23 protein-coding genes and 1 tRNA gene are annotated in these 21,313 nt (G+C 58.8%); 16 read left to right on the plus strand and 8 right to left on the minus strand.

The window, feature by feature from the left end; translation table 11 throughout:
• The first annotated feature begins 10 nt into the window (after positions 1 to 10).
• The 3 genes from ACZZ0B_RS09850 (at position 11) to ACZZ0B_RS09860 (ending at position 2,795) form a co-directional block, all read left to right on the plus strand.
• Positions 11 to 1,132 (plus strand): agmatine deiminase family protein, encoded by a 1,122-nt coding sequence (locus tag ACZZ0B_RS09850; protein WP_463545033.1) that lies wholly within the window; start codon positions 11 to 13, stop codon positions 1,130 to 1,132.
• Positions 1,133 to 1,182: 50 nt separating this feature from the next.
• Entirely contained in the window at positions 1,183 to 2,208 is a 1,026-nt protein-coding gene (locus ACZZ0B_RS09855; protein ID WP_158829779.1) for a GlxA family transcriptional regulator, read from the plus strand.
• A 512-nt stretch (positions 2,209 to 2,720) separates the two neighbouring features.
• Positions 2,721 to 2,795: transfer RNA gene (locus tag ACZZ0B_RS09860), tRNA-Gln, on the plus strand.
• Between the two features lie 113 nt (positions 2,796 to 2,908).
• On the opposite strand, the gene ACZZ0B_RS09865 is transcribed toward ACZZ0B_RS09860, so the two are convergent.
• The 3 genes from ACZZ0B_RS09865 to gstA form a co-directional block, all read right to left on the minus strand.
• On the minus strand, positions 2,909 to 4,897 hold the full coding sequence (locus tag ACZZ0B_RS09865) for a peptidase U32 family protein (RefSeq protein ID WP_463545034.1): 1,989 nt from the start codon (positions 4,895 to 4,897) through the stop codon (positions 2,909 to 2,911).
• 198 nt (positions 4,898 to 5,095) lie between these two features.
• A complete protein-coding gene (locus ACZZ0B_RS09870) occupies positions 5,096 to 5,476 on the minus strand; it encodes a RidA family protein (RefSeq protein WP_158829783.1) in 381 nt (126 codons plus the stop codon).
• Between the two features lie 144 nt (positions 5,477 to 5,620).
• Entirely contained in the window at positions 5,621 to 6,232 is a 612-nt protein-coding gene (gstA, locus tag ACZZ0B_RS09875) for a glutathione transferase GstA (protein ID WP_463545035.1), read from the minus strand.
• Between the two features lie 110 nt (positions 6,233 to 6,342).
• Between gstA and ACZZ0B_RS09880 the strand changes: the two genes are divergently transcribed.
• Together ACZZ0B_RS09880 and ACZZ0B_RS09885 are read left to right on the plus strand one after the other, a co-directional pair.
• A complete protein-coding gene (locus ACZZ0B_RS09880) occupies positions 6,343 to 7,230 on the plus strand; it encodes a transcriptional regulator GcvA (RefSeq protein ID WP_463545036.1) in 888 nt (295 codons plus the stop codon).
• A gap of 135 nt (positions 7,231 to 7,365) precedes the next feature.
• Positions 7,366 to 7,599, plus strand: coding sequence for a YceK/YidQ family lipoprotein (locus tag ACZZ0B_RS09885; protein ID WP_158829789.1), 234 nt, complete (start codon positions 7,366 to 7,368; stop codon positions 7,597 to 7,599).
• A 15-nt stretch (positions 7,600 to 7,614) separates the two neighbouring features.
• Here ACZZ0B_RS09885 and ACZZ0B_RS09890 read toward each other — a convergent pair whose 3' ends face one another.
• On the minus strand, positions 7,615 to 7,824 hold the full coding sequence (locus tag ACZZ0B_RS09890; RefSeq protein WP_158829791.1) for a hypothetical protein: 210 nt from the start codon (positions 7,822 to 7,824) through the stop codon (positions 7,615 to 7,617).
• A 45-nt stretch (positions 7,825 to 7,869) separates the two neighbouring features.
• Between ACZZ0B_RS09890 and ACZZ0B_RS09895 the strand changes: the two genes are divergently transcribed.
• Positions 7,870 to 8,415: an NADAR family protein gene (locus ACZZ0B_RS09895; protein WP_463545037.1), complete on the plus strand. Its 546-nt coding sequence runs from the start codon at positions 7,870 to 7,872 to the stop codon at positions 8,413 to 8,415.
• A gap of 92 nt (positions 8,416 to 8,507) precedes the next feature.
• Positions 8,508 to 8,693, plus strand: a complete 186-nt coding sequence (locus ACZZ0B_RS09900; protein WP_238552702.1) for a YceK/YidQ family lipoprotein — start codon at positions 8,508 to 8,510, stop codon at positions 8,691 to 8,693.
• A gap of 15 nt (positions 8,694 to 8,708) precedes the next feature.
• On the opposite strand, the gene ACZZ0B_RS09905 is transcribed toward ACZZ0B_RS09900, so the two are convergent.
• Positions 8,709 to 9,071 (minus strand): hypothetical protein, encoded by a 363-nt coding sequence (locus tag ACZZ0B_RS09905; protein ID WP_158829795.1) that lies wholly within the window; start codon positions 9,069 to 9,071, stop codon positions 8,709 to 8,711.
• A 357-nt stretch (positions 9,072 to 9,428) separates the two neighbouring features.
• Between ACZZ0B_RS09905 and ACZZ0B_RS09910 the strand changes: the two genes are divergently transcribed.
• From ACZZ0B_RS09910 to ACZZ0B_RS09935, 6 genes are all read left to right on the plus strand, one after another.
• The gene (locus ACZZ0B_RS09910) at positions 9,429 to 9,674 is read left to right on the plus strand and encodes a hypothetical protein (RefSeq protein ID WP_463545038.1); all 246 of its coding nucleotides are present in this window, start codon (positions 9,429 to 9,431) and stop codon (positions 9,672 to 9,674) included.
• Positions 9,675 to 9,747: 73 nt separating this feature from the next.
• Complete coding sequence (locus ACZZ0B_RS09915; RefSeq protein ID WP_158829799.1) at positions 9,748 to 9,900, plus strand: hypothetical protein; 153 nt, start codon at positions 9,748 to 9,750, stop codon at positions 9,898 to 9,900.
• Between the two features lie 197 nt (positions 9,901 to 10,097).
• Positions 10,098 to 10,733 carry a DUF2625 domain-containing protein gene (locus tag ACZZ0B_RS09920; protein WP_463545039.1) on the plus strand — a complete coding sequence of 212 codons (636 nt, stop codon included), beginning with the start codon at positions 10,098 to 10,100 and terminating at the stop codon, positions 10,731 to 10,733.
• A 371-nt stretch (positions 10,734 to 11,104) separates the two neighbouring features.
• A complete protein-coding gene (locus tag ACZZ0B_RS09925) occupies positions 11,105 to 12,442 on the plus strand; it encodes an MFS transporter (protein ID WP_008080727.1) in 1,338 nt (445 codons plus the stop codon).
• A 24-nt stretch (positions 12,443 to 12,466) separates the two neighbouring features.
• Positions 12,467 to 13,729, plus strand: coding sequence for a gallate dioxygenase (locus ACZZ0B_RS09930; protein WP_463545040.1), 1,263 nt, complete (start codon positions 12,467 to 12,469; stop codon positions 13,727 to 13,729).
• 124 nt (positions 13,730 to 13,853) lie between these two features.
• On the plus strand, positions 13,854 to 15,101 hold the full coding sequence (locus ACZZ0B_RS09935; RefSeq protein ID WP_463545041.1) for an OprD family porin: 1,248 nt from the start codon (positions 13,854 to 13,856) through the stop codon (positions 15,099 to 15,101).
• Here the strand turns inward: ACZZ0B_RS09935 and ACZZ0B_RS09940 are convergent.
• Entirely contained in the window at positions 15,076 to 16,311 is a 1,236-nt protein-coding gene (locus ACZZ0B_RS09940; protein ID WP_463545042.1) for a LysR family transcriptional regulator, read from the minus strand. The genes ACZZ0B_RS09935 and ACZZ0B_RS09940 overlap by 26 nt on opposite strands.
• A 156-nt stretch (positions 16,312 to 16,467) precedes the next feature.
• Here ACZZ0B_RS09940 and galB point away from each other — a divergent pair, with 156 nt between their 5' ends.
• The 3 genes from galB to ACZZ0B_RS09955 are packed head-to-tail and all read left to right on the plus strand — an operon-like array spanning position 16,468 to position 19,006.
• Positions 16,468 to 17,202, plus strand: a complete 735-nt coding sequence (gene galB / locus ACZZ0B_RS09945; RefSeq protein ID WP_008080733.1) for a 4-oxalmesaconate hydratase — start codon at positions 16,468 to 16,470, stop codon at positions 17,200 to 17,202.
• Positions 17,199 to 17,915, plus strand: coding sequence for a 4-carboxy-4-hydroxy-2-oxoadipate aldolase/oxaloacetate decarboxylase (locus ACZZ0B_RS09950; protein WP_008080734.1), 717 nt, complete (start codon positions 17,199 to 17,201; stop codon positions 17,913 to 17,915). The genes galB and ACZZ0B_RS09950 overlap by 4 nt, the downstream gene beginning before the upstream one ends.
• Positions 17,916 to 17,917: 2 nt before the next feature.
• Complete coding sequence (locus ACZZ0B_RS09955) at positions 17,918 to 19,006, plus strand: 4-oxalomesaconate tautomerase (RefSeq protein ID WP_463545043.1); 1,089 nt, start codon at positions 17,918 to 17,920, stop codon at positions 19,004 to 19,006.
• 93 nt (positions 19,007 to 19,099) lie between these two features.
• On the opposite strand, the gene ACZZ0B_RS09960 is transcribed toward ACZZ0B_RS09955, so the two are convergent.
• Entirely contained in the window at positions 19,100 to 20,059 is a 960-nt protein-coding gene (locus ACZZ0B_RS09960) for an EamA family transporter (protein ID WP_463545044.1), read from the minus strand.
• Positions 20,060 to 20,287: 228 nt separating this feature from the next.
• Complete coding sequence (locus ACZZ0B_RS09965) at positions 20,288 to 21,304, minus strand: XdhC family protein (RefSeq protein WP_463545045.1); 1,017 nt, start codon at positions 21,302 to 21,304, stop codon at positions 20,288 to 20,290.
• Positions 21,305 to 21,313 lie beyond the last annotated feature (9 nt).

The raw sequence follows: 21,313 nt of genomic DNA on the forward strand, positions 1-21,313 counted from the left end.
AATACACTGCATGTCGACTCGTCGTGAGTTCATCAAACAAGTAACGGTTGCCGCCGGTGTGAGCGCTGCTTTTATGGGCCTAGGCCTGTCGCCGGGCAAGGTGCTGGCGGCCGCACAGGGTCGCTGGTTCATGCCTGACGAAGGCGACAAACACGAACGCGCTTATATCGCCTTCGGTGCGCAGGACGCGATCTGGGAAGACTTCACCGAAGACGTTCAGGAGGCCCTCGGCCGTGTTGCTCGCGCCATTGCCCGATATGAACCGGTCACGGTGTTCTGCCGCAAGAACGAGCGCAGCATTGCTGAAGAATTTTGTGGGACGAGCAATATCACCTATGTCACCGCTGCACTCGACGACATCTGGATGCGCGACATCGGCGCCAATTTCGTCATCGATGACAAGGGCGGTTTGGGCGCGGTTGATTTCAACTTCAACGGTTGGGGCAACAAGCAGCAGCACAGCAAGGACGCGAAGATTGCCGGATTGGTCGCCAACGACGCGCAAGCCACATACATCCGCACTGATCTGGTGGGCGAGGGCGGGGGCATCGAAGTCGACGGCCACGGCACCGCAATCATGACCGAGAGCAGCTGGATTAACGCCAACCGTAATCCCGACTGGAGCAAGGCCGATGTTGAAGCGGAACTGAAAGAACGCCTGGGCCTGCGCAAAATCATCTGGCTGCCGGGGATCAAGGGCAAGGACATCACCGACGCCCACGTCGACTTCTACGCACGCTTCATCAAGCCTGGCGTGGTGATCGCCAACCTCGACATCGACCCTCAATCCTATGATCACAAGGTCACGCTGGCGCACCTGGACATCCTCAGGAACGCCACTGACGCCGACGGGCGCAAGCTGCAGATCCACACGATTTCGCCGCCGCTGAATCCGCGCAAGAGCAAGTTCAACAAGAACAACCCGGACTTCGCCGCCGGTTACATCAACTACTTCGTGATCAACGGCGCGATCATCGCCCCGGAATTTGGCGATAAAGCGGCGGACAAAAAGGCGTTCGACCTGTTGTCCGAACTGTACCCGGACCGCGACATCGTCCAATTGAACATCGATGCCATCGCCGCCGGTGGCGGCGGGATTCACTGCGTCACCAGCCATCAACCACAGGCGTGATTGACTCTTGAACGGATCAAGCCAACTATCGGCGCATAACAACATGACCGATGGACCCGAACTTGATCGAACGACGCCAATTCAGCGGAGGCATGAAGGGGAAAAACCTCCGCTATCTGAATGAGCAAAGCCCGGATAGCCCACGCCTGACCCGCACCGGTTTTCTGCTGCTTGAACACTTTTCGCTGCCGGCCTTCACTCAGGCGCTGGACACTGTAGTCACCACCAATCTGCTGCGGCCGGGGTTGTTTGCCTCGCGCACGTTCGGGCTCGGCGACGGCGAAGTCGTCAGTGACCTGGGGCTGGTGATTCGGCCCGATGCGCGGCTTGATTTGTCAGCACTTGAGGAGCTGGATCTGCTGGTGGTGTGCGGCGGTTATCGCACCGAGTTGCGCGCGAGTGACGAGTTCATTCATTTGCTCAAAGCGGCGGCAGAGCGCGGTACCAGCCTTGCCGGGTTGTGGAACGGTTCATGGTTCCTCGGGCGCGCCGGATTGCTCGATGGCTATCGCTGCGCCATTCACCCGGAACATCGCCCGGCACTGACTGAAATCGCCAAGAGCACCCACGTCAGCAGCGAACCCTACGTGATTGATCGTGACCGCCTCACCGCATCGAGTCCGTCCGGGGCGTTTCACATGGCGCTGGACTGGATCAAAAGCTTGCACGGCAAAGCGTTGGTCGAGGGCATCGAAGACATTCTGGCGTTTGAAGAATCGCGTTACCGACGGATCAAGCCCGATGAAAACATCTGCGTCAGTGCGCCGCTGCGGGAAGTGGTGAAGCTGATGGATGCCAATCTGGAGGAGCCGTTGGAGCTGGAGCAACTGGCGGTGTACGCCGGGCGCTCGCGTCGGCAACTGGAGCGATTGTTCAAGGAACAACTGGGCACCACGCCGCAGCGTTATTACCTCGAACTGCGGATTACCGAGGCGCGGCGTTTGTTGCAGCACACCGAGCTGTCGCAAGTGGAAGTGCTGGTGGCCTGCGGATTCGTCTCGCCGAGCCATTTCAGCAAGTGCTATAGCGCGTTCTTTGGTTATCGCCCTTCAAAGGAAAAACGGCTGGTCAAATAACACCGGTCGTTGCCTGCGCGTACGCCATCACCTCTAGCAGTCGGCGGGCTTAAGGGTGTCTGAACTGGCGCCATCGCGAGCAGGCTCACTCCTACATTTGAAATGCGTTCCCTTGTAGGAGTGAGCCTGCTCGCGATGACGCCAGTTCGGGCAAAAAATCTGCAAGACTCTTACACCGCCTCTGACCATCCCGCGAGCCTCAATCTCACCTTCAAATAGTCAAGCAGTCAGCCTTTTGCGGTGTTTCTACAGGTGGTGAGTGTTGATCACAGCCTTGGCGAACGCCTGCGGCAGGTTGTGTCGAAGCGTGGATTGATGAATCGTTTGGCGCCCGTACCCAAGGTGAAACATGGTGGTGAAACGCACTGATGATCGTCTGAATCAGTGAAAAATAATAAGTCGCTGTTTTAAAACAAAAAATATTTCACTTCGTGCTTCCCAAACTGAATAAACCTTGGTAAATTGCGCCCCGTTCTCACAGCGAACCTAACGAAGTAGCTGGAAAGAGCAGTAGGGGCGTCGCCAAGCGGTAAGGCAGCAGGTTTTGATCCTGCCATGCGTTGGTTCGAATCCAGCCGCCCCTGCCATATTCGAAAAAACGCCAACTTCGCAAGAAGTTGGCGTTTTTTTATGCCTGCGATTTGGCCAGGCTTGGAAAAGTGGACATACGCGGTGCCGAAGCACCGCGCACGCCAACCACTCAGTGCGGTGCGCGCGGAATGGTTTTCATCAGGTCTTCGGGGCTGATGTGGCCGACCACGCTGCCCGGTTGCGGCAGGTTGAGGATGTGGCCTTTCATCTTGCCGATGATGTGCATTTCGCACGGCTTGCAATCGAACTTCAGCGTCAGTACTTCATCGCCGTGGATCAACTGCATCGGCGCGACTTTGGTGCGCACGCCGGTCACGCCTTTGGCCTGTTTCGGGCACAGGTTGAAGGAGAAGCGCAGGCAGTGCTTGGTGATCATCACCGGCACTTCACCCGCCTCCTCGTGAGCTTCGTAAGCAGCGTCGATCAGCTTCACGCCGTGACGGTGATAGAAGTCGCGCGCCTTCTGGTTGTAGACGTTGGCGAGGAAGGTCAGGTGCGAATCCGGGTACACCGGCGGCGGGCTGGTTTCGGCTTTACGGCCGCCACGCGGATGAGCGGCGACACGCGCTGCAGTCAGGTTCTCGATCACTTCACGGCGCAGGGCTTTGAGCTGCGAGTTGGGGATGAAGAACGCCTGTGGCGCATCCAGCTTGATGTCGGTGGCGTGATACTGCGTGGTGCCGAGTTGGCCGAGCAGATCGCGCAACTGTTCCAGCGCTTGCTCAGGCTTGTTGGCGACGCCGAACGGGCCGTTGAGGGTGACGCTGGCGCTGATGCCTTCTTCGCTGGTGGCGGTGACTTCCAGCTGTTCTTCACGCAGTCGTGCGACCCAGCTCAGGGCTACGCGACGCTCGGACGAGGTCTTTTGCAGCGCCTGTTGCCAGTTGTGATCGAGGTTGCGATTGAGCGGGTGATTCGGACGCAGCTTGAACAGGCCTTCGGGCATTTCGTTCGGCTCGACGCGGTAGCGGTAGCGCTTCTCGCCGTCTTCTTCGAACTCGCCTTTGGCTTCAGCGATGTTGGCGCGGAAACCGACCACTTCGCGTTTCACCAGCACGTTCAAACCGTCGCCGTTGGACAGTGGCTCGTGGGTGATGACCTGCATGTCGCGTTTGCCGACTTTCTCGACGGTGCCCACCGGCAGGCCGGTGAAGGTCGGCGAGTCGAAGGCGCCGATGTCGATCTTGCGATCGGTAACAAAATAGTCGGTGCTGCCACGGTGGAAAGTCTTTTCCGGGTCAGGCAGGAAGAAGTGCGCGGTGCGGCCGCTGGAAGCGCGGGCCAGATCCGGGCGGTCTTCGAGCACGTCGTCGAGGCGCTGGCGGTAGTAGGCGGTGATGTTTTTCACATAGCCCATGTCCTTGTAGCGACCTTCGATCTTGAACGAACGCACGCCGGCCTCGACCAGCGCGCGGATGTTGGCGCTCTGGTTGTTGTCTTTCATCGACAGCAGGTGCTTTTCGTAGGCGATCACGCCACCCTTTTCATCTTTGAGGGTGTACGGCAAACGGCAGGCTTGCGAGCAGTCGCCACGGTTGGCGCTGCGGCCGGTCTGCGCATGGGAGATGTTGCACTGGCCGGAGAAGGCCACGCACAAGGCGCCATGGATGAAGAATTCGATGGCAGCGTCGGTTTCGTCGGCGATTGCGCGGATTTCTTGCAGGTTCAGCTCTCGGGCCAATACCAATTGCGAGAAGCCGGCCTGATCGAGGAACTTCGCCCGCTCAAGGGTGCGGATATCGGTCTGGGTCGAGGCGTGCAGCTCGATCGGCGGAATGTCCAGCTCCATCACGCCCAGATCCTGAACGATCAGCGCGTCGACACCAGCGTCGTACAACTGATGGATCAGCTTGCGCGCCGGCTCCAGTTCGTTGTCGTGCAGGATGGTGTTGATGGTGGTGAAAATGCGCGCGTGGTAACGGCGGGCGAATTCGACCAGCTCGGCGATTTCGCCGACTTCGTTGCAGGCGTTGTGGCGCGCACCGAAGCTCGGGCCGCCGATGTACACGGCGTCGGCGCCGTGCAGGATCGCCTCACGGGCGATGGCGACATCGCGGGCAGGGCTGAGCAATTCCAGATGATGCTTGGGCAAGGACATAGTTTTTTTAGTCAGGCTGTCACGGTTAGGCGCGCATTCTAGCGCCGAATCGCGTGCTCGGCACGCCCGTGCTGCCCGATGGCACCGAGCCCTTGTAGGAGCTGCGGCACGCTGCGATCTTTTGACCTTTTCAGATCAAGATCAAAAGATCGCAGCCTCGTTTCACTCGGCAGCTCCTACAGGGGCTGGGGTGGTGGGTCAGGCCTTGGCGGCCATGGCGGTGACTTCTACGCGCATACCTTCAACGGCCAGGGAGGCTACGCCAACGGCGGCGCGTACCGGCCAAGGTTTGGCGAAGAAGCGCTTGTACACTTCGTTGAACGCAGCGCGGTCGGCCATGTCGGTCAGGTAGATGGTCAGGTGCATCACGCGATCCATCGAACTGCCGGCGCGCTCCAGGGCAACCTTCAGCGCTTGCAGCGTGCATTCGCTTTGCAGGGTGATATCGCCCAGTTCCAGGCTGCCATCGGCATGGGTCGGAATCTGTGTGGACATCATGATCCCGTTGAACGTGGTGACGTCCGAAGAAATGGAGTCCGCGTCCGGATCGGGAGTGAACGTGATGTCTTGGTTGGCCATGGGTGATCCCTTGTGTGAGCGACTAAGAATCGCGCCAGTTTACAGATTCCCGGTGGACATGGCCCGTTTGCCCATTCGGCATCCTGTTTCTACGCGTAATGGGTGACGCAGTCGCCACGGCTGCACAAAAGGTCTAGCGATTGGTCAGACTGGCTGCGTCGCCGCTTCTGCCGCCATGGCCGCAAGGACGCTGGGCCGGGCGGCGAGGCGCTGCATGTAGCCAGCAAGCGCAGGCCAGTGTTCGATGTCGATTTTGAACGCCGGCAGCCACGTCAGCACGGTAAACAGATAGGCGTCAGCCACACCGAAGGTGCCCATCAGGTAATCCTGATCAGCGAGCGTGCGGTTGAGGTAGTCCAGGCGCTTGAACAGCTTGTCCTGGAAAATCGTTTTGACCGTGGGCGGAATCTGCGCATTGAACAGCGGGGCGCTGGCGCCATGAATTTCCGTGCTGATGAAATTCAGATGTTCCTGCAAGCGTGCGCGCTCCCAGGTGCCGTTTGCCGGAGCCAGCGTGTTGCCGGGGACTTGATCGACGAGGAACTGCATAATCGCCGGGCCCTCCGTCAATACTTCGCCATTGTCCAACTGCAAGGCTGCGACGTAACCCTTGGGGTTGATCTCGCGGAAGTCGCGACCGTCGGCGGTGCGTTTACTCTGGTTGTTGACGCGAACCAACTCGAAGGGCAGACCCAGTTCCCGCAGCACAATGTGCGGCGACAACGAGCAGGTCATCGGGGCGAAATACAGTTTCATGGCGCTTCCTTGTTGAGGGCAGGCCGTCAGAATCTATTGCCGCCGCAGGATTCGCAAAGGTCATTTATGCTGCTAGCGTATGACAAAATCTCATGAGTGCGGATTTCTCCATGGTCGCCGGACTGCCTTCTTTGAATGGTTTGCGAGCTTTTGAATGCGCCGCCCGCCATATGAGTTTTACCAAAGCCGCTGAAGAGTTGAACGTCACGCAAACCGCGATCAGTCATCAGATTCGTCGACTCGAAGACGAGTTGGGCGTGCAACTGTTTCTGCGGCTCAAGGAGGGGCTGACGCTCAGTGAGCACGGGCAGGCTTATTTGCCCGGCGTTCGCGCGGCGTTTCATGAACTGCGCTATTCGACGGAGCAATTGTTGGCGTCGTCTAACAACAGCGTGCTGACCATCAATACGTTGGTGTCGGTGGCATCGAAGTGGTTGCTGCCGCGACTGCCGTCGTTCCAGCAGGCGTTTGCCGATATCGATGTGCGGGTCAGCGCCTCCACTGACCTGGTGGATTTTCGCAAGGGCGGCATTGATGCGGCGATTCGTTATGGGCGGGGCGACTGGAAGGGCTTGCGCGCCGATTTTCTGATGTCTGACGAGATTTTTCCGGTGTGCAGCCCCGCGTTGCTCAGCGGCGCAAAAGCCTTGAACGTACCGGCGGATCTGGCCCATCACACCCTGCTGCAAGTCAGCGGCGTGACCGCCAATGACTGGAGCACCTGGCTCAGTGCAGCTGGTCAGCCCGCCCAATTCGCCGCAGGCCCCCGGTTGACTTTCGACCTGGCGATGATGGCGGTGCAGGCTGCGATTGACGGGCAGGGCGTGTGTATCGGGCGTTCGACCTATGTGGATGATGACCTGCGCGCAGGTCGTCTGGTGGCGCCGTTTGATCTGCGCTTGCAAGACGATCTGGGCTTCTATCTGGTAACACCCCGCGAAACCGCAGAGACGAAAAAGATCGTGGCTTTCAGGACTTGGCTGTTGGCGCAGCGGTAAAACAGCGGGGCTTTTGTATAAGCGGGTGAACAAGCAGTTCCAAACCTTGAGTGCGGCGGGTTGATTGCACGGGTGACTCGCGGATGGCACCAGCGTCTATGCAACTCTGCGGTTCAGAAGTAATAAGGACATTACGTGTTTCGAACAGCCATTCTGTTGGCCCTGATCACTTTGAGCGGTTGCGCCGCGACCGCCACGCGCATGGATTACATCCATCGATGCCCCTACATCGGCGTTCGCTTTGATTGGTGGCTAGTTGAAATTTCCAACGGCACAGTGATTCCCTTTGTTCTAATCGACGCGCCGTTTTCCTTGGTAGTCGATACGCTGTTTTATCCGTTCGAGTATCAGTACAGTTGCAATCTCTGAACGCATCGCACGGGCTTAATGCAGCGTGACAACCCTGCGACTTTCGCCAATGCGGATTCTGTCGAGCGCCCGGTTCAATGCATCAAGGGCGTCGAGCAGTGCTTTGGCTTCGGCCTCACGACCGTCGCCCCAAAGACGTTCGGCCATTTTGTTCAAGGCCTGGATGGAGCGCTCTATGTCAGCCGCCGTGGCGGCCTCTTTACTGACGGGCTGTTTCTTCGTCATTCGCGAATCCTTCTTACATCAACACTAGTCGCCGAGGAGGCATCATTGCACGACTCTAAATATCTGGACGATCTTTGCAGCCGGTTCAATGCGGGAGACCCCCTGGAGTTTGTTTTTTTCTGGGGCCACCAACGCAGTAAAAAAGGCGTCAGCGCTTCGTGTTTCAGCCAATGGTACGAAGCCGAATTCACTGTCGACGGGCAGCGCTACCTGACCGCCGAACATTTCATGATGGCTGAGAAAGCCGCGCTGTTTGGTGACGAGGACATTCGCGCACAAGTACTTCAGGCGCCGACGCCTAATGCCGCCAAAGCACTGGGCCGCAAGGTGCGTGGGTTCAACGAGCAAGCATGGTTGGAGCAGCGTTATGCAATTGTCGTACGAGCAAGCCGGGCGAAGTTTGCGCAGAACCCTGAGCTGAATGCGTTTCTCAAGGACACGGGTTCACGGATTATTGTCGAGGCCAGCCCGGTTGACAGCATTTGGGGCATCGGCCTGACCAAAGACGATGAACAGGCCAATGATCCTAATCGGTGGAAGGGGCTGAACTTGCTCGGGTTTGCACTTATGCAAGTGCGTGACGAGAACTGATCGGTCAGGTGACTTGCCGCTTGCAGTAGCGTCTACAGCCAACACACTGGAAGTAATAAGGAAGTTACGTGCTAAGGAAGTTCTTGTTGATTGTGGCCATCTCGCAATTGAGTGGCTGCGCATGGATAGCTGCCAATGCCCTCAGTCCCATTACCTGCTTCAACGGCACGAAAGCCGAGTTCGAAGACATGATGCCCTTGGTAGGGCCGCTGATTATTATCGACTTGCCCTTTACCCTGGTGGCCGACACGCTTTCGGTGCCGGCGTGTTTGATGTAGGCCTGCTCTGGCGGGTTACGCGTCCGGTGGCACATCGTCCACGGTGATCGGGTCACCTTTATGTAACGCAGAACATTGGGCGGAATTGTAGATGCCAACGAGCACCACGTCCTGATCGTGTCTGGACATTGATTTCAGATTCCACTTGGCCTTGATTTCGTCGTGCATCTGCTTTGTTTCGGCAACTGATGGCTTGTAACCGCTCTTGGCCGATGCCCAATTGGCGTGGTCAGCGATCACGTCAATCATCTGCGGCTTTCCCACCAACTTGGCGGACATTGAGCACTCGAGGATATTTTTTATTTCCTGTTTGCCGGCATCATCCGAACACGCAGTGAGTAAACCTGCCGAGGCCAGGACGATAAGTAGTCTTTTCATGCGGGTCTTCCTTGAGAGGTGGACAGGATGGCGTTACCGTCCTGCTGGCTTAGTCGCGTTGGGTATCGGCGTGTTGTCGTCGAACTTGATTTTGCGGGTTGAAAAATCATCCCCATTGCCTTCAGCTCATTGCCGAACGACGCGAAGATTCATCTCTTTGTAGGAGCTGTCGAGTGAAACGAGGCTGCGATCTTTTGATCTGGTCTTTAAAGATCAACGTCAAAAGATCGCAGCGTGCCGCAGCTCCTACAGGTGGGCGATTGCGTCATTCCAGGCCTTGACGACGGAAACCGCCCGGTGCGGTGAAAAGGCGTTTTACGTTAAGCTGCAGACTTTATCAGCAAAGGGAGTTGAGTCATGTTCGCGCGATTCATTGTCGGTGTTTTGATCGGCCTGGCAGCCGGTCTGTTTCTGAGTGGAAAGTTTACCTTCGAGGAAAAGACGCATCAGATCATCAAGGTTTTTATCGCCATTGTTGCCATCGCCTTTATCGCTTCTTCTTTCATGTTCGGCGCAATGTTCGGGGTGCTGGCGGTAATCGAAATTGCCGGTGGTTACTTTGCATACACCAAGTTGGCGCAAGGGCGCATAGAGAAGTCGTGAAGTCTCTTGGGCCGCAAGCTGGCGAACATCAGCGATGCTACAGTTCTACCTCCAATAGCGAAGGAATCGCACAATGGCAGTGAAAACGTTTGTCTTCAGCCTGAAAACCAAGAGCGGCAACGGCATGAGTAATGTGCTGCAGAACGGCACCGATCAGAGAGACGCTGAGCGCAAAATCCTCGAGAAATATCCCGGCGCAACCATTCGCGAAGTCCGCCAGCAGTGATGATAAAGCCCAGCCACTGGCTGGGCTTTATCGTTTGTACTCGGTCGATGCGACATTCCCCGCTGTCTGTTGCGTAGCGGTACACATCAATAAAAAACAAAGCAGCACCGCACTGCGTCTCGCCTCATCGTGACGTATCCACTCAGTGCAAAGGGTCACGGCGCTACAATCGCTTCCTTTTTTCCATGGATTGGCAGATGAAAAGCCTGGAAGACTTGATAGACAACCACGACAGCGCCTTACCGCTCGTGAAAGACATGTTGGCCGAAGCCACCCGCAATCATCAATTGCTGCCGCCGTCCGCCGATAACGCAAGAGTATTGTTCGCGCTGCAGGTCACGACGAGATCAACGTTGGGCGCCATTGCTTACGAGACGGGCGGTTTATTGATCGACCATGGATGGTTGCGCGTACTGGGTTCCGGGCATCGGCAATTATCGCGCAATCTCGCAGACTGGAACGATGGCCGTGGGCAAGGGTATTTGCTGGTCGCCGATGATGCCGTTGGCGGGTTCTTTGCCATCAATGGTGGCGGGCTGGGTGATGACGTGGGCGCGATGTATTACTGGGCTCCCGACACTTTGCAGTGGGAACCATTGGAGATCGGTTACAGCGACTTTCTTGGCTGGGCCTTGAGCGAGCGCATTGCCGACTTCTACGACGGTTTGCGTTGGACGAGCTGGCAGGATGACTTGCAGGCACTGAGTGCCGATCAATGTTTTTCCTTTTTTCCGTTTCTTTGGACGCAGGAAGGCTCTATCGAAAAGAGCCGTCGTACGAGGGTCGATGTCATTGAGCAGTTTGAAATGAATGTCGCAGCGAAAGAGGGTTGAAATCAGCCTGGTGCAAAGACCTTTCCTGAAACGGCATGGTTGGTGTTCTTTCCGACTATCAGCCTGATCGTATCGACAGTTTCGTCGAGTTCCGAACGCCTGATTCTCTATCGGCCCATGAAGCTTTTTGTCATGGGCCGTTTTTGTTGGGCGGCTCGCAAGCCCACTGTCTACTCCCGCCGCTGTCTGCCAATCCCCCCTTCAAAAAACACCTCATAAAAAAAACCGATACCTGCTTAAGGATTTCCCAGAGGCGGGGCAGGCACGTGCGGCCTTAGAGTCACGCCAACGCTCGACAGTCGTTGCCTGTCTACTGACTGCCTCAATGCCTCGGTCTGTCGGGCACTTCACAACAATAAGAAGGTGCAAGCATGCGTAACGAAACGGTCGACATCAAGGCGTGGATCGACAATCGGCCGGTTGGCCGCTATCAGTGGCTGATCATGGGGCTGTGCTTTTTCATTGTGCTTTTCGATGGCTTCGACGTGGCAGTGATGGGCTTTATCGCACCTTCGCTGATCCAGGAATGGGGCCTGTCGAAAGCGGCGTTCGGCCCGGTGATGAGCGCCGGTATGGTTGGACTGGCGATCGGCGCCCTGACCGCCGGCCCTTACGCCGATCGGCTCGGCCGTAAAAAGGTACTGCTGACGGCAGTGACTGGCTTCAGCGTGTTGAGCCTGCTCTGCGCTTTCGCTCGCAATCCTTACGAACTGGCAGCCCTGCGCTTGCTTACCGGCGTGGCATTGGGGGCGGCATTGCCCAACACCACCACGTTGCTTGCCGAATATTTGCCGCAGCGTAATCGATCGTTGTTCATCACGATCATGTTCACCGGTTTCAACATGGGTTCGGGATTAGGCGGGTTTCTCGCGGCGTGGCTGATTCCCCATCACGGCTGGCAGTCGGTGTTGCTCGCTGGCGGGATGCTGCCGATGTTGCTGCTGCCGCTGATGTGGTTGCTGTTGCCGGAGTCGGCGCGTTTTCTGGCTGCGCGCAATGCGCCCGCCAGCCAGATCGCCAAGGTATTGAACAAGCTGGGCGGTACGTTCAGCGCGGCGACGACATTCGTCATCGCCGAACCGCAGGCGCAACAGAAAGCCCCGCTGCGGTTGTTGTTCACCGAGCAATATCGCTTTGGCACGCTCGCGCTGTGGGCGACGTACTTCATGGGTTTGCTGGTGATCTACCTGACCATGGGCTGGATGCCGACATTGTTGCGCGAAGGCGGTCTGTCCATTGAACGCGCCGCGACCATCACCGGCCTGTTCCAGATTGGCGGCACCGTCGGCGCCATTGTGGTTGGCTGGGCGATGGATCGACGCAATCCGAATGCGGTCATTGCTACGTCTTATGCGCTGGGCGGGGCTTTCATCCTGCTGCTGGGCGCGTTCAGTCTCGAATCCAGCCTGCTTGCATTCGGCGTGGTCGCAGCAGGTTTCTGCATGAGCGGGGCGCAAACCGGCCTGAACGCTTTTGCACCGGGTTACTACCCGACGGACTGTCGTGCCACCGGCGTCAGCTGGATGCTGGGTATCGGCCGCTTCGGGGCTATCTTTGGTTCACTCATCGGTGGTGCGGTGCTCAGTCTCGGGCTGGGCTTGCCGCTGCTGTTCGCGCTGTTGAGTGTGCCGGCCTTTATTGCCGCACTGGCGATCCTGGCCAACGGTCATGCACGGCGCCGAGTCAATCGAGCCTTGCTGGCGCATTAATCTTTTTCGACAAAGGAACTCGTTATGGCACGCATCATTGGTGGCCTCGCTGTATCCCATACCCCGACCATAGGCTTCGCGGTCGATCACGACAAACAGCATGAGGCCGCCTGGGCACCGATTTTTCGCGGCTTCGAGCCGATCAAAGTGTGGCTGAAGGAGCAGCAACCGGATGTGCTGTTTTACATCTTCAATGACCACGTCACGTCGTTTTTCTTTGATCACTACGGTGCGTTTTCTCTCGGGGTCGATGAGCGTTACGAAGTGGCAGACGAGGGCGGCAATCCGCGTGAACTGCCGGGCATCGGCGGCCACGCGGCGCTGTCACGACACATCGGCGAAAGCCTGGTGGCGGATGAATTCGACATGAGTTTCTTCCGTGACAAACCGCTCGACCATGGCTTTTTCTCGCCGATGTCGGCGCTGTTGCCGTGCGAGCCGGATTGGCCGGTGGAAATCGTGCCGCTGCAGGTCGGCGTTTTGCAATTCCCGGTGCCGAGTGCGCGGCGTTGCTACAAGTTGGGCCAGGCACTGCGTCGGGCGATCGAAAGCTATCCCGAGGATCTGAAGGTGGCTATCGTCGCGACTGGCGGCGTGTCCCATCAAGTCCACGGCGAGCGCTGCGGTTTCAATAATCCGGAGTGGGACGAGCAGTTCATTGATCTGCTGGTCAATGATCCGCAACGCCTCACTGAGATGACCCACGCTGAATACGCCACGTTGGGAGGCATGGAAGGCTCGGAGGTGATCACCTGGCTGATCATGCGTGGCGCGCTGTCGGCCACGGTGAAAAACCTGCATCAGGATTACTACCTGCCGTCGATGACCGGCATTGCCACGCTGTTGCTGGAAAACCAGGATCGCCCGGTTCCCGCCGACGTGACCGCGCGGCACCTGCAGCACATGCATCACCAGTTGGCCGGGATCGAAAAGCTTGAAGGCACGTATCCGTTCACGCTGGAACGCAGCGCCAAAGGCTATCGGTTGAACAGGTTCCTGCACCGCATGATCGAGCCAGACTGGCGTCAGCGTTTCCTTGATCAGCCGCAGGCCTTGTTCGATGAGGCCGGACTTAGTGATGAAGAGCAGGATCTGCTGCAACGTCGTGACTGGCGCGGCTTGATCCACTACGGGGCAATTTTCTTTGTGCTGGAAAAACTCGCCGCCGTGCTCGGCGTGCCCAATCTGCAGATCTACGCGGCGATGCGTGGACAAAGCCTGGAGGAGTTCATGAAAACCCGTAACCAGCAGGTGCTTTATTCGGTCGCCGGTAAAACGCCGCGCTAACACTTCAGCTTCACCAGCGGCTCGTTCCGGGCCGCTTTCGCAACACCCCTGAATGACTTCACTGCGCCTGTTTCCTGCGGGCGCAGCGGACTGTTTCAGCCAAAAAAAACGGATAACAATAACAATGAAAATCACCGCCAATACCCGCGTAGTCTTCACGCTGTCCGCTGTTTGTGCGCTGCCTGTCGAGGCAAGTGCCGCAGGCTTTATGGATGACGCCAGTGCCAATCTCAATCTGCGTAACTTCTACATCAATCGCAATTTCACCAACCCCGCCTATGCACAGGGCAAAGCCGAAGAGTGGACGCAAAACTTCATTCTCGACGCCCGATCCGGCTTTACCCAAGGCACGGTGGGATTTGGAGTGGATGTGCTGGGTCTGTATTCGCTCAAACTCGATGGCGGCCAAGGCACTGGGGGCACCCAGTTGCTGCCACTGGACAGCGATGGACGACCAGCCAATGAGTTCGGCCGCCTGGCCGTTGCGGGAAAAATGAAAGTCGGCAAAACCGAAATCAAGGTTGGCGAATGGATGCCGGTGCTGCCGATCCTGCGTTCCGACGACGGACGCTCATTGCCTCAAACCTTTCGTGGCGGCCAGCTGACGTCGCAAGACATCGACGGTCTGACGCTGTATGGCGGGCAGTTCCGGCAGAACAGCCCGCGCAACGATTCGAGCATGGAAGACATGTTCATGCAGGGCAAAACCGCGTTCACCTCTGATCGCTTCAATTTTGTCGGTGGCGAATACGCATTCAACGACAAACGCACGATGATTGGTGCGTGGAATGCTCAGCTCAAGGACATCTACCAGCAGCAATATCTGCAATTGGTGCACAGTCAGCCACTTGGCGACTGGACGCTGGGCGCCAACCTCGGCTACTTCTGGGGGCGTGAAGATGGCAGTGCTCGTGCCGGGGATCTGGACAACCGTACCTTTTCGGCGCTGCTGTCGGCGCGCTACGGTGGCAACACCTTTTACCTCGGTCTGCAGAAACTCAGCGGGGACGAAGCGTGGATGAGGGTCAATGGCACCAGTGGCGGCACACTGGCCAACGACAGTTACAACAACAGCTACGACAACGCCCGGGAGAAATCCTGGCAACTGCGTCACGACTATAACTTCGTCGTCCTCGGCGTGCCCGGGTTGACGCTGATGAACCGCTACATCAGCGGCGACAACGTGCACAGCGGTGCGATCACAGATGGCAAGGAGTGGGGACGAGAATCCGAGTTGGGCTATACGCTGCAAAGCGGCACATTCAAGAATCTCAACGTGCGCTGGCGCAACTCGAGCATTCGCCGCGATTACAGCAGCAACGAGTTCGACGAGAATCGCTTGATCATCAGCTACCCATTGAGCCTGCTGTAATCGCGTCATCGGCTTGCGCCCGGATCACCCGGCGGATCATGTCCATCAGTGCCTGAGCCACCGGTGAGTGCAGGCAGCCGTTGCGATAGGTCAGGCCGATGGCCCGGGCGGTCTGTTTCAATTCCAGCGGCAGGATGCACAGCTCGCCCGAAGCGATTTCCTGCTCCAATTGATGCGCCGAGACGGCCGCGAGCATGTCCGAGCGCAACAGCAGCCCGCGAATGATCGCCATGTCGGCGCTTTCCACCACCGGTCGAGGCGCCGCCATCCCGAATCCGCCAAAGCAATCCTCGAGCATCTGTCGCGCCGGCGAGCCCGCGCGTGGCAAAACCCAGCGCGCTTGGCCGAGATGCGCGTGCAAGTCAGTTGTGGCGCAGAGCGGATGATCACGTCGCGCGAGCACCACCATTTCTTCGCTCAGCAGTGCTTCACCCACCAGGTCACTGGCGTAGGCCGATGAGCGCAACGCACCAAAAATGAAATCGACATCACCGGCGCGCAAGTCGCTCGCCAACAGGTCGAACGGACTCTCGTTGGTGATCACTTGAATGCCCGGATGTGCTTCGACCAGTTGCACGATGGCTTCCGGCAGGATTCGCGTGCGGCCAAGGGGTAGGGCGCCGACGTGGACCACGCCGTGCAGGGCGCCGCGAATGGCGGTGATGTCGGTTTCGATATGGCGTAATTCGTTCAGCGCACGGCGGATCGCAAAAAGAATCTCATGACTCGCACGCGTCGGTTGCAAGCCGCGCGGGGTGCGCTCGAACAGTGAATGACCGCAGCCGTTTTCCAGCACTTTCAGGGTTGAACTGACGGCCGGCTGACTCAACCCCAGCAGGCTGGCCACGGTCTGCATGTGTTGGGTTTCGCAGAGTTTGACGAACACTTGCAGGCGTCGCGCCTGGAACAGATAAAGCGGCTCGACCGCTGCCTTGTCGCCATGGCCGAGCAACTTCGGCACCGCCTCAAGCTCGGCCAGAACCCGTCGCGCGCGGGGCAACAGGCGCACGCCGAAATCGGTCAAACGCATACCATTGGCATGACGTTCGAACAGCGTCACCGCAAGGTGTTGTTCAAGTTCGGAGATGGACCGGGTGACTACCGATTGCGCCCGGTACAACGCCACCGAAGCCTTGGAAACGCTGCCGTGATCCGCCACCCGGACGAAGGCGCGTACGTGCATCAGACTGGGCAGTTCAGGGGTTTCCATGGGGCAAGGACTCTGCAGGCTGGCGGATCAGGCGACTATGCAACTGCGCTGTTCGAGTGGCAATAAAAAAAACGCATACCTCAAACACTCGAACGCATTACTCCACCGGCAGGCCGCGATGCGATGCTTTTGGCAACCGCAGGAGGAGAATCCGCAATGACCCCATCATCCAAAAACGCGCTGGTTGTCAGCGCCCACTCTGCCGATTTCGTCTGGCGTGCCGGTGGTGCCATCGCCTTGCACGCGCAGCAAGGTTACAACGTCCACATCGTCTGCCTGTCGTTCGGCGAACGCGGTGAGTCCGCCAAGCTGTGGCGCAAAGGCGAGATGAGCGAAGACACAGTCAAAACCGCGCGCCGCGAAGAGGCTCAGGCTGCCGCCGATATTCTCGGCGCCAGTGTCGAGTTCTTCGATATCGGCGATTACCCGATGCGCGCCGACAAGGAAACCCTGTTCCGCCTGGCCGATGTGTTTCGCCGGGTGCAACCGGAATTCGTCCTCAGTCATTCCCTCAAGGATCCCTACAACTACGACCATCCGCTGGCGATGAACCTGACGCAGGAGGCACGCATCATCGCTCAGGCTGAAGGCTATAAACCCGGTGAAAAAATCATTGGTGCGCCGCCGGTGTACAGCTTCGAACCGCATCAGCCCGAACAGTGCGAATGGCGTCCCGATGTGCTGCTCGACATCACCGAGGTCTGGGACAAGAAGTACGCGGCCATCCAGTGCATGGCCGGTCAGGAACACTTGTGGGAGTACTACACCCGTGTCGCCCTGCAGCGCGGTGTGCAGGCCAAACGAAATGTCGGAATCACCTCGACCCGCAACATTGTTTATGGCGAGGGCTACCAGAGCATCTTCCCGCGCGTCACGGAGAATCTGGCATGAGCGAACATATCGGCAAGACCGGCATCGTCGTGCGCCATATCCCGCGAGCCGAAGCGGCGCTGGTCGATGAACTGAGAAGTTTTGGGGTGGCGACCATTCATGAAGCGCAGGGGCGCAAGGGGCTGTTCGCTGCTTCGATCAGGCCGATTCAGCAGGGCACGGCGATCAGTGGTTCAGTGGTGACCGTGCTGGTCGCACCGGGCGACAACTGGATGTTTCATGTGGCCGTGGAGCAATGCCGTCCCGGCGACATTCTGGTGGTCGCACCGAGTTCACCGTGCACCGACGGCTACTTCGGCGACCTGCTGGCGACCTCGTTGAAGGCACACGGTGTGCGTGCGTTGGTGATCGACGCCGGGGTTCGCGATACCCACACCTTGCGTGAAATGGGCTTCCCGGTCTGGTCCCGCGCGATCAGTGCCCAAGGCACGATCAAAGAAACCCTTGGCTCGGTCAACCTGCCACTGGTGTGTGGCGGTCAACTGGTGCATCCGGGCGATGTGGTCGTCGCCGATGATGACGGTGTGGTCGTGGTGCGTCGCAGCGAAGTGCCGCATGTCGTCGAAGCCAGTCGTGCGCGGGCCGATCTGGAAGAGCAGAAGGCTGTGCGTCTGGCCAATGGCGAGTTGGGGCTCGACATCTACAACATGCGCGCACGTCTGGCTGAAAAGGGTTTGCGGTATGTCGACAGCCTTGAAGAATTGGGGGACTGAGCATGGCGCAGACTCGCATTCCCTGCCTGCTGATGCGCGGCGGCACGTCGAAAGGCGCCTATTTTCTTGCCAGTGATCTACCGCAAGAGCCAGCGCTGCGCGACCGCGTGTTGCTGGCGGTGATGGGCTCGCCGGATGCGCGGCAGATCGACGGCATCGGTGGCGGCGATTCGCTGACCAGCAAGGTGGCGATTATCGGAGCGTCGAGCCGTGAGGGCGCGGATGTCGACTACCTGTTTGCCCAAGTGCTGGTGGAGGAGGCGCGCGTCGATTATGGACAGAACTGCGGGAACATCCTCGCGGGTGTCGGCCCGTTTGCCATTGAACGCGGATTGGTTGCAGTCACGACGGACGTAACGCCGGTGCGAATCTACATGGCAAACACCGGACAGATCGCCATCGCCCATGTGCCGACGCCCGATGGCGAGGTTCGCTATCACGGTGACGCCAGAATCGACGGGGTTCCGGGCCAGGCGGCAGCGTTGATCGTCGAATTCGAAGAGGTCGCCGGCTCCAGTTGCGGCGCCTTACTGCCGACCGGCAACGCGCGAGACGTCATCGACGGCGTTGAAGTGACCTGCATCGATAACGGCATGCCGGTGGTGCTGATCCGCGCGCAAGACGTAGGCCGAAGCGGTGATGAACGCCCCGCGCAACTCGACGCCGATGCCCCCTTGAAGCAGCGTCTGGAGTCGATCCGCCTGCAAGCGGGGGCGCGCATGAACCTGGGGGATGTGCGCCTGCGCAACGTACCGAAAATGTGCCTGATTGCACCGCCGCAGGCCGGTGGCGCAATCAGCACACGCAGCTTCATTCCTCATCGCTGCCACACCAGTATTGGTGTGTTCGGCGCCGTCAGCGTGGCAGCAGCTTGCCTGCTCGAAGACAGTGTGGCGGCGGCCATGGCGGTTACCGGGGAGGGCGATGCGAGACGGCTGTCGATCGAACACCCGACGGGTGAGTTCACAGTGGCGTTGCACTTGAAGGAGGGGAACCTTGCCGGTTGCGGACTGATGCGCACGGCGCGGTTATTGTTCGACGGCGTGGTCTGCATTCCTTCGGCTGTCTGGCGTGCTGCAAGCGTTCGTTGAACTGGGCTTCGAATGCGGCGTAGCAGGCAACCCTCAGAAATGACAAAGCCCCGAATCAAGCGGGGCTTTGTTGTACATCCTGTTAAGCAATTCTCACGCCACAGCTTTGGCCTGCGCCTTGATAGCTGTTTTGCGATACGTCAGCAATACGATGCCGGTGACCACAATCACTCCGCCCAGAATCTGCCCCGCACTGAGCATTTGATCCAGCACCATCCAGCCCATCAACAACGTCGCCAGTGGCTCGATGTTCATCACCGGTGCATTGCGTGGCATGTCCAACCGCGGCACGGAAATGAACAGTACGATAAACCCGGTGCCGTACAGCACCACCAAAGTGGCGAGGGCCAGCCATCCGGTTGCGGTCGCGGGCAGGTTCAGTCCGCCTGGCAGGGCGCCAGTCAATCCCGCCAGATTGACGCTGCTGAAGACGATGAAAATGGTCAAGAGACTGCGCGCCGAGCCCCGTACCTGAGACAACTTGTGATCGGTGATCCACAGCGCGCACGCGAACACGCTGGCGGCGCAAAACGCGAGCGCTATGCCCAGCCACCAATGCGCCCCGACCTGGGTTGCGTTCGACAGACGCCCCGGAACATCCAGCACAAACACCAGGCCCAGCAGAATCAAAGCCATCAGTGCAGCGGTGCGTGCGGTGGGTCTTGGGCCGCCCGTGGCCCAGGTCAGCAACGCCAGCAGGATCGGAAACACGTTGGCCACCAGCAACGCCACCGCCACCGGGACCCGCGCGACGGCAGAGTACAGGCACAGGCTCTGTGCGGTGATCAGCAGACCCAAGAGCAATTGCCAGCGCCAGGCACCTGCCGGCAACCGCAGGCTTTGTCTCTGCCACAGCACCAGGATGGCGAGCACCAGCAAGGTCCCGCCAGAACGCAGCAAAATCGCCAGCAACACGCCCGCGCCATCATCAAAAGCGACCCGCGCCGCCACATGATTACCGGCGAACGCACAGCCCATGCACAACAGAATGATCACGGCGAGATGGCGGGGGAAGGGCGGCGGTAGGGTTAGCGCAGAGACAGGGCGGGACATGGCAGCTCTCAAACGGTGCCAAGCCACTGGGTTTGGCGGGTGGGTTTTTATTATGTTGTCGTACAACCTCGTCGATTTTTACCGCATTTGTTAAGGAGCGGCAAGCGGGTTTCTGAAGTGGTTCGCGTAATTTAGGGGTTTAGGTTGTCTTGCGGGTGCCGATGAAAGTGGTAGAGATCGTATGACTTGAGGTTTGCAGCGCTTCGTCTGTCAAAGACAGATCTGCGATCAGGAGACCGCAGACTCAACGGAGTGCTTGCCCTGGGCAACGCTAAGCTCACTCGGCAAGCTCGCCCCATTCTTCGCCGCCAGAATTTCGGCCATCACACTGACGGCGATTTCCGCCGGTGTCTTGCTGCCGATGTAAATGCCGATCGGTCCGTGCAGTCGCGCGAGTGAGGCCGGGGTCTGGCCAAAGTGCTCGATCAGGCGTTCGCGGCGCAGTTGGCTGTTGCGCCGCGAGCCGATGGCGCCGATGTAAAACGCCGGCCCATGGAGGGCTTCGAGCAGTGCCAGATCGTCGAGTTTGGGGTCATGACTCAAGGCGACGATGCAGGTTCTGAGATCGACCGCGAAGTCGCGGACCACGTCATCGGGCATGCCGACGATGCGCTCGACGCCGTCCACCGCCCACGTCTCGATGTATTCCGGACGGGGATCGCACACCGCGACCTTGAAACCGTTGAACAACGCCATGGTGGCCAGGTACTCGGCCAGCGCGCCGGCACCGATCATCAGCATCCTGTAACCCGGTCCCAGCGTGTTGAGCATCCGCTGGCCGTCGAAACTGAACTGCTCCGGCGTCACCGTGGGTTGCAATGTGATTTGACCGGACGCCACGGCGAGGCTGCGACGCACCAGTTGTCCGGCATCCAGATGGGCCAACAGTTGATCCAGCGATTGCCAGCAGGGGTTGAACTCGAGGACCAGTTCAAGCGTACCGCCACAGGGCAAGCCGAAGCGATGCGCCTCATCCGCACTGACGCCGTAACGCACCACATCCGGTGCGCTGTCGTTTAAGCCGTTGCCCCCATGAGCGGTGGTGTAGCGATGGATCAGATCGTCCTCGATGCAGCCGCCGGATACGCTGCCGACTACGCGACCGTCGTTACGCAAGGCCATCATCGACCCTGTCGGGCGCGGTGAAGAACCCCATGTGCGCGCCACGGTGGCGAGCAGTACACGCTCGCCAGCGGCGAGCCAGTCCCGCGCCGTGCGCAGGACCAGCAAGTCGATGCTTTCCATCACACTCTC

Source organism: Pseudomonas sp. AC247, assembly GCF_979258015.1.